This window comes from Micromonospora sp. LOL_014, from assembly GCF_048060245.1.
GTDB lineage: Bacteria > Actinomycetota > Actinomycetes > Mycobacteriales > Micromonosporaceae > Micromonospora_E.
The window spans coordinates 91,477-103,002 of the sequence record NZ_JBHMIP010000023.1; the positions used below are offsets into that span (position 1 = coordinate 91,477).

The 11,526-nt window shown below is 71.8% G+C and carries 9 protein-coding genes; 5 read left to right on the top strand and 4 right to left on the bottom strand.

The features are described from left to right. Position 1: 1 nt before the first annotated feature. The gene (locus ACFHW1_RS20250) at positions 2-928 is read left to right on the top strand and encodes an STM4011 family radical SAM protein (RefSeq protein ID WP_416555502.1); all 927 of its coding nucleotides are present in this window, start codon (positions 2-4) and stop codon (positions 926-928) included. Here the strand turns inward: ACFHW1_RS20250 and ACFHW1_RS20255 are convergent. Both ACFHW1_RS20255 and ACFHW1_RS20260 read right to left on the bottom strand, forming a co-directional pair. After that, positions 915-2,147, bottom strand: a complete 1,233-nt coding sequence (locus ACFHW1_RS20255) for a glycosyltransferase (protein ID WP_416569275.1) — start codon at positions 2,145-2,147, stop codon at positions 915-917. The two genes, ACFHW1_RS20250 and ACFHW1_RS20255, sit on opposite strands and share 14 nt — an antisense overlap. A 64-nt stretch (positions 2,148-2,211) precedes the next feature. Continuing rightward, positions 2,212-2,505, bottom strand: coding sequence for an antibiotic biosynthesis monooxygenase family protein (locus ACFHW1_RS20260; protein ID WP_416589517.1), 294 nt, complete (start codon positions 2,503-2,505; stop codon positions 2,212-2,214). 407 nt (positions 2,506-2,912) lie between these two features. On the opposite strand from ACFHW1_RS20260, the gene ACFHW1_RS20265 reads away from it, so the two are divergent. Then, on the top strand, positions 2,913-3,911 hold the full coding sequence (locus ACFHW1_RS20265) for a TerC family protein (protein WP_416569277.1): 999 nt from the start codon (positions 2,913-2,915) through the stop codon (positions 3,909-3,911). Between the two features lie 49 nt (positions 3,912-3,960). Here the strand turns inward: ACFHW1_RS20265 and typA are convergent, their stop codons facing one another. Both typA and ACFHW1_RS20275 read right to left on the bottom strand, forming a co-directional pair. After that, on the bottom strand, positions 3,961-5,826 hold the full coding sequence (typA, locus tag ACFHW1_RS20270; RefSeq protein ID WP_278169979.1) for a translational GTPase TypA: 1,866 nt from the start codon (positions 5,824-5,826) through the stop codon (positions 3,961-3,963). Between the two features lie 4 nt (positions 5,827-5,830). Next, positions 5,831-7,957 (bottom strand): MMPL family transporter, encoded by a 2,127-nt coding sequence (locus ACFHW1_RS20275; RefSeq protein WP_416615929.1) that lies wholly within the window; start codon positions 7,955-7,957, stop codon positions 5,831-5,833. 125 nt (positions 7,958-8,082) lie between these two features. On the opposite strand from ACFHW1_RS20275, the gene ACFHW1_RS20280 reads away from it, so the two are divergent. The 3 genes from ACFHW1_RS20280 to ACFHW1_RS20290 all read left to right on the top strand — a co-directional run bounded on the left by ACFHW1_RS20280 (position 8,083) and on the right by ACFHW1_RS20290 (position 11,526). Next, positions 8,083-8,604 (top strand): MarR family winged helix-turn-helix transcriptional regulator, encoded by a 522-nt coding sequence (locus ACFHW1_RS20280; protein WP_416555490.1) that lies wholly within the window; start codon positions 8,083-8,085, stop codon positions 8,602-8,604. Between the two features lie 70 nt (positions 8,605-8,674). Further along, positions 8,675-10,291, top strand: coding sequence for a CocE/NonD family hydrolase (locus tag ACFHW1_RS20285; RefSeq protein ID WP_416555639.1), 1,617 nt, complete (start codon positions 8,675-8,677; stop codon positions 10,289-10,291). Positions 10,292-10,707: 416 nt separating this feature from the next. Further along, positions 10,708-11,526 (top strand): N-acetylmuramoyl-L-alanine amidase, encoded by an 819-nt coding sequence (locus ACFHW1_RS20290; RefSeq protein WP_281550432.1) that lies wholly within the window; start codon positions 10,708-10,710, stop codon positions 11,524-11,526.

The following is an 11,526-nucleotide window of genomic DNA, read 5'->3' on the forward strand; positions in this document are numbered from 1 at the left end:
GATGGACCTGAGCATCCTCTACCGGGGTCCGCTGGCCAGCTGCAACTACGACTGCCCGTACTGTCCGTTCGCCAAGCGCCGCGACGACCCGGCAACGCTGCGCACCGACCGGGTGGCGCTCGACCGGTTCGTCGACTGGGCCGTGCGTAATCCGCACGGCGACCGGATCTCGGTGCTGTTCACCCCGTGGGGCGAGGCGTTGACCCGATCCTGGTACCGGCGGGCGCTGCTGCGGCTGGCCGGGCTGCCGCAGGTGGGCCGGGTGGCGATCCAGACCAACCTGGCCGCCCGGCTGGACTTCCTGGCCGACGCCGACACCGACCAGCGTCGCCGGCTGGCGTTCTGGGCCACGTACCACCCGGGCCAGGTCGACCGGGAGGTCTTCCTGCGCCGCTGCGGCACGCTGCGTACCGCCGGGGTGCGGTTCTCGGTGGGGGTCGTCGGCCTGCCCGAGCACCTGGCGGCCGCCCGGTCGCTGCGGGCCGCGCTGCCGGCCGAGGTCTACCTCTGGGTCAACGCCGCCGACGGGCACCGCTACGACGCCGCCCAGCAGCGGGCGTGGACCGAGCTCGACCCGCTGTTCGGCTACAGCGTGCACCCGCACCCGTCGGCCGGCCGGTCGTGCCGCACCGGGGAGTCGGTGGTCTCGGTCGACGGGTCCGGCACGGTACGCCGGTGCCACTTCGTCGCCGAACCGCTGGGCAACCTGTACGACGGCTCCTACCGGGCCGCACTGCGCCCGCGCCCCTGCCCACTGGTCTCGTGCGACTGCCACATCGGTTACGTACATCTGCGGGAGCTGCCGCTGTACGACGTCTTCGCCGGCGGCGTCCTGGAACGCATCCCGCACGCCTTCCCCGAAACGGTGTCGGAGGTCGCAGGCGCGGCCGGTCCGGCCGCCGCTGCGGATCCGGTCAGCGGCGGGTGACCCGGTCGACGGCGCGCAGCACCGCGGCGTGCCCGTCCTCGGCGGCGATCCGGCCCGCGAGGTGCCGGGCCCGTTGCGCGTACGTCGGCCGGTCGAGCACCGTGCGGATGGCGTCGGCCAGCCGGTCGGCGGTGAGCCGTCGGGCCGGCAGCGGCTCGGCGGCGACTCCGAGACGCGTCAGCCGGGCGGCCCAGAACGGCTGGTCGGCGATGAGCGGCACGGTCACCGCCGGCACCCCGGCCCGCAGTCCGGCGGCGGTGGTGCCGGCTCCCGCGTGGTGGACCACCGCCGCCACCCGGGGCAGCAGCCAGTCGTGCGGTACGTCGCCGACGGCGAGGACGCCGTCGTCGCCGACCTGTAGCCCACCCCAACCGGCCTGCACGATCGCCCGTACGCCGGCCCGGCGCAGCGCGGTGCCGACCAGTGCCGGGAGTTCGGCGTCGAGGACCGCCATGCTGCCGAAGGTGATCAGCACCGGTGGGGGACCGTCGCGCAGGAATCCGGTCAGCTCCGGCGGGGGAGTCCAGTGCGGATCGTCGGCCGGCCACCAGTAGCCGACGACCTCCAGCCCGGGGCGCCAGTCGGCTGGTCGGGGCAGCACGCTCGGACTGAACCCGTGCAGCACCGGCCAGCCCGACCGCCGGGCCTGTTTCAGCAGGCTGGCCAGCGGGACCGGCGGCAGGCCGAGCTGGTGGCGCAGCCGCCGGGAGGAGCGGTCATACGCCCGCGCGCTGACCGCCTCGGCGCCGCCGCCCAGCGCCCGGTTGCCGGCCGGTCCGAAGGAGCGGTCGCCGAGCAGCACGGGCGGGAAGTCGCCGGTCGGCGCGACCGGTTGCAGGAAGACCCCGAGGCTCGGGATCGCGCGTCGCTGTGCCACCGAGTAGCCCAGCGGCGCGGTCGTGGTGGCCAGCAGCAGCACGTCGGCGTCGGCACCGACGTTGACCAGTCCGGTTGCGAGATCGTCGAGGTAGCGCCGGCCCTGCCGGACGAACTCGGCGGTGCCGCGCAGCCCGCCGCCGAGCCGGTGCAGCCTCCGCCCGCCGGGGGTGAGTTGGGCGGCGTACGGGTCACCGGGTAGCGGACGGAAGGCGAGACCGCTGCCGGTCACCAACCCGTGGAAGGTGCCGTGGGTCGCCACAGTGACCCGGTGGCCGGCGGCGCGTAGGGCTTGTCCCAGCCCGGTGTACGGTGCGACGTCGCCGCGGCTGCCGGCGGTCACAATCTCTATCCGCACTGCGGGCTCCGGATTGGTCCGGACCGGCCGGACGACGGCAGGGTCCGGGTCACGCCGGCAGGTCGACGAAGTGTTCGACCACCGGCGGCGCGGCGAAGTAGGGACCGATCAGTTCCCGCCACCGCAGGTACCGGTCGGTGGCGCGGAAGTTCTGCTCGTGTGCGTCGACGGAGTCCCACTCGACCAGCAGCACGAACCGGCTGGGGCTTTCCACCCCCCGGGTCATCCGCACCGACCGGCAGCCGTCAGTCGCAGCCAGTAGGTGGCGGCCGGCGGCGTACGCTGCGACGAAGTCGGCTTCCCGGCCGGCCTGGACATCAACCAGCGCGATCTCAAGCACCATGGCGGCAGCCTGCCACATGGCTGCGTTCGGACCGGCCCGAGGGGCCGTTTCTGGGCGGCTCTGACGGGCATGCCCACGGTCGTCCGATGCCTATCTAGCCTCCTAGGACGGCAGAGGAGTTGTGCTTGTCATCACCGGTAGGCCGCCCCGGTGTGTCGTTTGCCCGGTAGTTGCGCAACAATGACGCAGGAGGAGGGGAGTATTCCCCCGCGTTGGTGTCGTCAGCACGGTTGGCCCGCATGGTGGACCGACCCGGCACCAGCGGTCGTCGTCACCAAGGTAGACAGAGTTCGGTGGACGGCGGCGGAAGAGACCTCCGTCAGTCACTGCTGTGCGCACCTCCACGAAGACCGGGGCATCCCGCCCCGGTTCCGGTCGGCGGTGCCCTGTGCCTGCCGGAGGTCCGAGTGAACATCCCTGCCTGGGTTTGGCTGGTCAGCCTGGTCGTACTGACCGCGGTGCTGATCGCCGACCTGTTGATCATCGTCCGGCGGCCGCACGAACCGAGCATGCGCGAGTCAGCCGGCTGGACCGTCTTCTACGTCGCGCTCGCGGTGATCTTCGGCCTCGGGGTGTGGGCCACGTCCGGCGGGCGGTACGCCGGCGAGTTCTTCGCCGGCTACGTCACGGAGAAGAGCCTCTCCGTCGACAACCTCTTCGTCTTTGTGATCATCATGGGCCGGTTCGTGGTGCCCCGGAAGTACCAGCAGAAGGTGCTGCTGGTCGGCGTCGTGCTGGCGCTGGTGCTGCGCGGCGGGTTCATCGCGGCAGGCGCCGTGCTGATCTCCCAGTTCTCCTGGGTGTTCTACATCTTCGGCGCTTTCCTCATCTACACCGCGATCGGCCAGCTGCGCCAGCCCGAGACGACCGACGAGTTCTCCGAGAACGCGCTGATCCGGTGGAGCCGGCGGGTGCTGCCGGTCTCCGGCTCCTACGACGGTGGCCGGCTGACCACGGTGACCGAGGCCGGCCGGCGGATGTTCACGCCGATGCTGATCGTCATGATCGCGATCGGCGTCACCGACCTGATCTTCGCGCTCGACTCGATCCCGGCGATCTTCGGCATCACCCAGGAGCCGTACCTGGTGTTCACCGCCAACGTCTTCGCGTTGATGGGGCTGCGGCAGCTCTACTTCCTGCTCGGCGGCCTGCTGGACCGGCTGGTCTACCTCAGCTACGGCCTGGCGGTGGTGCTGGGCTTCATCGGGGTGAAGCTGGTGCTGGAGGCGTTGGCCGACAACACCCTGTTCTTCGTCAACGGTGGCGATCCGGTCGGCTGGGCACCGCACATCCCGATCTGGCTGTCGCTGACCGTTATCTTCGTGACCCTGCTGGTCACCACGGTGGCCAGCCTGGTCAAGTCGTCCCGGGACCGTAAGCGGGAGCTCGCTGAGATCGTCAAGTGACCGGCCGCTGGGGTCGCCGGCAGCCGGCGACCCCAGCGGCCGGTGCGGTTCAGCTCTGGTGCTTGCGGCGGGCCGCCGCCCGGGCCCGTGCGGTCTGGTCGAGGATCACCTTGCGTAGCCGTACCGCCTCTGGGGTGACCTCGACGCACTCGTCCTCGCGGCAGAACTCCAGCGCCTGCTCCAGGGAGAGCTTGCGGGGCGGCACCAGCCGCTCCAACTCGTCGGCGGTCGACGAGCGCATGTTCGTCAGCTTCTTCTCTTTGGTGATGTTGACATCCATGTCGTCGGCGCGGGAGTTCTCGCCGACCAGCATGCCCTCGTACACCGGGGTGCCCGGTTCGACGAAGAGCGAGCCGCGTTCCTGCAGGTTGAACATGGCGAAGCTGGTCGCCACGCCGGTCCGGTCGGCGACCAGTGATCCGGTGGGCCGGGTCCGCAGCTCGCCGAACCACGGCTCGTAGGACTCGAAGACGTGGTGCAGGATGCCGGTGCCGCGGGTCTCGGTGAGGAACTCGGTCCGGAACCCGATCAGCGCGCGGGCCGGTACCAGCCACTCCATCCGGATCCAGCCGGTGCCGTGGTTGACCAGCTGCTCCATCCGGCCCTTCCGGGTGGCCAGCAGCTGGGTGATCGCGCCCAGGTACTCGTCGGGGGCGTCGATGGTCAGCCGCTCCACCGGCTCGCAGACCCGTCCGTCGATCTCCCGGGTGACCACCTGCGGCTTGCCGACGGTCAGCTCGTACTGCTCGCGGCGCATCTGCTCGACCAGGATGGCGAGCGCCAGCTCACCACGACCCTGCACCTCCCAGGCGTCCGGGCGTTCGGTGGGCAGCACCCGCAGCGACACGTTGCCGATCAGTTCCCGGTCCAGCCGGTCCTTGACCAGCCGGGCGGTCACCTTCGACCCCTTGACCTTGCCGGCCAACGGTGAGGTGTTGGTGCCCAGGGTCATCGAGATCGCCGGCTCGTCGACGGTGATCAACGGCAGCGGGCGGGGGTCGTCCGCGTCGGCCAGGGTCTCGCCGATCATGATGTCCGGGATGCCGGCCACCGCCATGATGTCGCCCGGGCCGGCGGCCTCGGCGGGCTTGCGTTCCAGTCCCTCGGTCATCAGCAGTTCGGAGATGCGGACCTTCTGCAGGCTGCCGTCGGTGCGGCACCAGGCGACGGTCTGGCCCTTGCGGATGGTGCCCTGCCGGACCCGGCACAGCGCCAGCCGGCCCAGGAACGGCGAGGCGTCGAGGTTCGTCACGTGCGCCTGCAGCGGCGCGTCCGGGTCGAAGGCCGGTGCCGGGATCGTCTCCAGCAGGGTACGGAACAGTGGCTCCAGGTTGTCGCTGTCGTCCGGCACCGCGCCGCCGGCCGGCTGGGTCAGCGAGGCGACGCCGTCGCGGGCGCAGGCGTACACGATCGGGAAGTCGATCTGGGTCTCGTCGGCGTCGAGGTCGAGGAAGAGCTCGTACGTGTCGTCGACGACCTCTTTGATCCGCGCGTCCGGCCGGTCCACCTTGTTGATCACCAGGATGATCGGTAGCCGGGCCTGCAGCGCCTTGCGCAGCACGAACCGGGTCTGCGGCAGCGGCCCCTCGCTGGCGTCGACCAGCAGCACCACGCCGTCGACCATGGTGAGGCCGCGTTCCACCTCGCCGCCGAAGTCGGCGTGCCCCGGGGTGTCGATGATGTTGATGACGACCGGGTCGCCCTGGTCGGGCACGTAGCTGATCGCGGTGTTCTTGGCCAGGATGGTGATGCCCTTTTCGCGCTCCAGGTCCATGGAGTCCAGCGCCCGGTCGGGCAGTTCGGCGCGGGCGTGCAGCTGGCCGCCTTGGCGCAGCATCGCGTCCACCAGCGTGGTCTTGCCGTGGTCGACATGCGCGATGATGGCCACGTTGCGGAGATCGGAGCGGGTCTGCATGCTCCTATCCTCCGGCATCGGCGTGCCGGGCCGGCATCGGGTCGGCCCCGACGGGCACCGGCACCTGCTGCGGGGTGCTGCGGCGGGCGAGCGCGCTCGGCCACCAGAACCGCCGGCCGAGCACCATCGTGATCGCCGGCACCAGCAGCGTCCGGACCAGCAACGTGTCGAGCAGTACGCCGAACCCGACGATCACCCCGATCTCGGTCAGGGTGACCAGCGGCAGCACGCCGAGGACGGTGAAGACCGCGGCGAGCAGGATGCCGGCGCTGGTGATCACCCCGCCGGTGACGGCGAGCGCGGTCCGCATGCCCTGCCGGGTGCCGTCGACGGCCGCCTCCTCCCGGGCCCGGGTGGTGAGGAAGATGTTGTAGTCGACGCCGAGGGCGACCAGGAACAGGAACGCCAGCAGCGGCACGCTGGTGTCCAGCGCCGGGTAGCCGAGCACCTGGGTGAACAGGGTGGTGGCCGCGCCGACGGCGGCGAAGAAGGTGGCGACGACCGTACCGACCAGGATCAGCGGTGCGACGATCGACCGGAGCAGCACGATCAGCACCGCCAGCACCACCACCAGCACCAGTGGGACGACGACCCGCAGGTCACGCAGGGCGGCGTCGCGGGTGTCCAGGTTCGCGGCCACCGAGCCGCCGACGAGGGCGTCGCCGGCCGGTACGGAGTCGAGCGTGGCACGCAGCTCCCGGATGACGCGGTAGCTTTCCGCGCTGTCCGGTTCGGCGCGTAGCACCACCTCGACGACGGCGAGGTCGTCGGTGCCGCCGGCCGGTCGGGCGCTGGCGACTCCGTCGACCGTTTCGACGGCGGCGAGCACCGCCGGTGCCTGGGCGGCGTTGGCGACGACGATCACCGGGTCGGCGGCGCCGGGTGGGAAGGACCGGGACAGGGTGGCCAGTCCGTCGATGGATTCGGCGCTGACCCGGAACTGTTCGGTCTTGCTCAGCCCGATCCGGGCGTCGAGCAGGCCGGTGGCCAGCACGGCGAGCAGCAGCAGGGATCCGGCGAGCACGGTGCGGGGTCGGCGGCTGACCAGGGCGCCGGCCCGGGCCCAGATGCCGCTGCGGGTGGGGTCGGGCTGGCCGGGGCGGGGAACGAACGGCCAGAACAGGCCACGTCCGCAGACGGACAGCGCGGCGGGCAGCACGATCAGGCCGTACAGCATGGCGGTGGTGATGCCGACGGCGCCGGCGACGCCGATGGCGCGGTCGTTGGCGAGTACGGCGGCGAGCAGGGTGAGCAGGCTGAGCACGACGGTCAGGGCGCTGGCGGTGATCGCCGGCCCGGCGGAGCCGAGCGCCCGGCGCAGGGCTCGCCGGCGGTCGGGTTCGCGGCGCAGTTCCTCGCGGTAGCGGGCGATCAGAAGCAGGGCGTAGTTGGTGCCGGCGCCGAAGACGAGGACGTCGACGATGCCGGTGGTGGAGGGGTCGATCCGCAGGTCGACTGCGCGGCTGACGATGGCGATGAGTCCGTTGCTGACCACATCGGCGGTGCCGACCACGGCGAGCGGCACCAGCCACAGCCAGGGGCTGCGGTAGGTGATCAGCAGCAGTGCGGCGACGACGGCGACGGTGGCGGCGAGCAGGGTGACGTTGGCGCCGTCGAAGGCGGCGGCGACGTCGGCGGTGAAGCCGGCGCCGCCGGTGAGTTCGGCGGTGGCGCCGGTGGGAAGTCCGGCGCGGGCTTCGGCGCGGAGCCGGTCGACGACGTCGCCGAGCCGTTCGATGTCGATCTCGGCGGGTAGTGGGACGGCGACCAGGGCGGCGGTGCGGTCGGGGGCGTACACCGGTGGGCCGACGTCGCCGACGGCGTCGCGGGCGAAGGCCGCGCGGTCGGCGGTGATCGCGGCGTCGTCGGCGGCGGTCAGCGGTTGCCCGTCGCGGGAGTAGACGACGAGGGCCGGGTTGAGCTGCCCGCCGGGTAGTTGCCGGCGCAGTTCGGCGACCTGGACGGACTCGGCGGAGTCGGGCAGCGCCCCGGTGGGGTCGTCACCGGTGCGGGGGTCGCCGGCGAAGCCGATCACCAGGGCGGAGAAGGCCGCGGCGGCGAGCAGAACCAGCCAGGCGGTCCACCGGCCGCAGATGATCGCGGTCAGCCGGGTGCCGAGCGGTGTGGGCATGTGTGCACCTCGTTCGTCGCCGGTTGGGCGGGGGCAAAATCCCACGGTTATCCAGTATCTCGTTCATCAAGATTATATCCAGGCTGGGATAGGGTCAGGCCAGGGCACGGATCGGAGGGCACACGGTGGGCGCCGGTGTATGGGGGACCCGGCCGAGCGGTCGGCCAGCGGTGGTGGCGGAGATCATCCGCCGGTTGCGCAGCTACACCGTCGATGCCGGCCACGTCGGTCATGCCTTCGCCGCGCTGCACGACCTGCACGCCACCGACCTGCAGGCGCTGATCGCGGTGATGGATGCCGAACAGAGCGGGGAACCGATCACCCCGGGCGGCCTGGGCGCACACCTCAATCTGACCTCCGGCTCGGTCACCGCACTGGTGGACCGGCTGGAGCGGGCCGGACACCTGTACCGCGACCGGGACCCGGACGACCGGCGCAAGGTGCGGCTGCGGTACGCGGCCGAGGGCGCCACCCTGGCCCGCGAGTTCTTCGCCCCGCTGGGCCGGCGTACCGACGCCGTGATGGCCGACTTCACCGACGACGAGTTGGAGACGGTCCGCCGGTTCCTGGCAGCGATGGGCGAGTCAACCCGGGCGCACCGAGACGAGGTGCGCGCCGCCGCCCGGGACGGTGGCCGTGGGCGCTGACGGCGTAGCCGGCGGCCGGCCCGATCGGCGGCACGGTGTCGCCGGCCTGCGGCGGTTCGGGGTTGCGGGCCTGCGGCGGTTCGGGGTTGCGGGCCTGCGGCGGTTCGGGGCCGGGGGTCCGTCGCGGGTGCGGATCCGGCGTGACCTCGCCGTGCGGACCCGCGACGGGTTGCGGCTGCGGACCGACCACTATCGGCCGGTGGGTGCGGGCACCGCGCCGACCGTGCTGATCCGGACCCCGTACGGTCGGGGCGGTCCGGTCCGGCTGCTCGGTCTGCTGTTCGCCCGCCGTGGCTGGCACTGCGTCGTCCAGTCCTGCCGGGGCACGTTCGGGTCCGACGGGCTGTTCGAGCCGCTGCTGCACGAGCGGGCCGACGGGCTGGACACCCTGGAGTGGCTGCGCCGGCAACCCTGGTACGACGGCCGGCTCGGCACCTTCGGCATCTCCTACCAGGGCTTCGGGCAGTGGGCCACGGCCGCCCACGCTGGCGACGACCTGCGGGCGATGGTCGCGGTGGTCACCGCCGCGCAGACCCGCGACTCCACGTACTCCGGCGGGGGGTTCTCGCTGGACACGGTGCTGACCTGGGCGGAGCTGATGTCGGCCCAGCAGGTGCCGTGGCTGACCCGCCAGCGTGAGCTACGTCGTGGCCTGCCCCGGCTGACCGCAGGTCTGGCGCACCTGCCACTGGCCGAGGCTGACCGGGTCGCGACCGGCGCCACCGTGCCGTTCTTCCAGGAGTGGCTCACCCAGCACCGTCCGGCGGCACCGTACTGGCTGCCCCGTACCTTCCACCGGGAGGTCGCCCAGGTCCGGGCCCCGGTGTCGATGGTGACCGGTTGGCACGACATCTTCCTGCCGGCTCAGCTGGCCGACTACGCGGCGTTGCGGGCGGCGGGCCGGCGGCCCCGTCTCACCGTCGGGCCGTGGACGCACGGCAGTCCCGGGCTGTTCGTCACGGCGTACCGGGAGGCGGCGGAGTTCTTCGCGACCCATTTCGGCGAAGGGCCCGCCGCGTCCGGGCACCGGCCGGTGCGGGTGCACGTCGCCGGGGCCGGGTGGCGTGACCTCGCCGACTGGCCGCCGCCGGTGACGACCACCGGGTGGTACCTGTGGCCGGACGGTCGGCTGGGCCGGTCGGTGCCGCCCCGGTCGGCGCCGGACCGGCACCGCTACGACCCGGCCGCACCGACTCCGGCGGTGGGCGGGCCGATGCTGATCGCCCAGCACGCCGGGGTGCGCAACAACCGGGAGCTGGAGGCCCGCCCGGACGTGCTGACCTATACGAGCGGGCCGCTGGACCGGCCGGTGGAGCTGATCGGCCCGGTGACGGCCGAGGTGTACGTCCGCTGCAGCGTCGCGTACTTCGACGTGTTCGTCCGGCTGTGCCGCGTCGACCGGCGCGGTAGATCCTGGAACATCTGTGATGGACTGTCCCGGGTGGATGGCGAGGCGGGCGGCGAGGCGGTCCGGGTGCCGGTGACCCTCTGGCCGACCGCCTGCCGGCTGGCAGCAGGGGAGCGGTTACGGGTACAGGTCAGCGGTGGCGCGCATCCGCGGTGGGCGAGGAACCCGGGATCCGGCGAGCCGCTGGGTACCGCCGCCCGGCTGCGGAGCAGCGAACGGTGGATCTTCCACGACCCGCAGCGGCCGTCGGTGGTCTGGTTGCCGGTCACACAGGACTGAGGATCTTCCGGCGGCGGGCCGGTGTCATCCGGTCAGAGTCGGCAGCGACTCACACCCTGCGCATCGTCGCCAATACTCAGAGTTATTTGCCCTGGTCAGGAGCTTGTTAGTCACGCTATTCTCGATACATGGCACCGTCGGGAGGGCGTCGGTCACCAAGACTGACGACACCGGGAGGACCGGAGTCGAGTTGTCGCCGGACGTGCCAGTCGAGGTGAGTCACCGGCCTGGCCAGCCGGTGCGCACAGTGGACCTGATGTCGCGGCGGCGCCCGCACCGGCGAGCGGAACCGCCCCGGTGAGCGGGGCCACCCGGCAGGCGACGGCCGAGCCGGTCCACGGTCCCACGTTCCTCCGACGCCGACCGGAATCGATCCACCCACCCCATCCGCCGGCTGGGAAAGGAGGCACCACCACATGGGAATCTGGACCGATCTCGCTACCTGGCGGGGTCCCACCGTGAACAGCGGCAACGGCACCGGTGCGTTGAACGAGCCGGAGGACCGCCTCGACGCGCACCACGGCATCGTGGTGCACATCGCCGCCGGATACTTCGAGGGCACCATCGCCTGGCAGCGCAACCCCGCGTCGCGGGTGTCGTCGCACTTCGTCGTGGCCAAGGACGGGCGCATCGCGCAGATGGTCGACACCGAGATCCGGGCGTGGACACAGCGGGCCGGCAACCGCACCTGGCTCAGTATCGAGAACGAGGGGTTCCTGCCGGACCGGCTCACCGCACCCCAGCTGGAGGCGAACGCCCAACTGCTGGCCCGATCACACCTCGAACACGGCGTGCCGGTCCGCAACGCGAACAGCCCGCGCGAACGCGGACTGGGCCACCACAGCATGGGTGCCGAGAACGGCTTCGACTGGGGACACAGCCAGTGTCCCGGTCCGGCGATCGTCGCTCAGAAACCGACGATCGTCGCCCGAGCAGCGCAGATCGTCACCGCGATCCGACCGCCGGTACCACCCCGACCACGATGGATTATCGACGACCTCGACGACCCGGGAGACACCGTCATGTACCTCGTGCAGTGCACCATCCAGACCCCGAACCCGATCTACGTCGTGCACGACAGCGGCAAGGTCCGGCACATCGGGCCCGCCGAACTCGCGTTCCTGCGCAGCCTCAGCGGCGAGGACGAGGTGCCCACCATCACCGAGTCGGATCCGGCCGCCTGCTCGCGGTTGCTGGCCGAGGCCCGGGTCGCCCAGGGCTTCCTGCAGAACTGA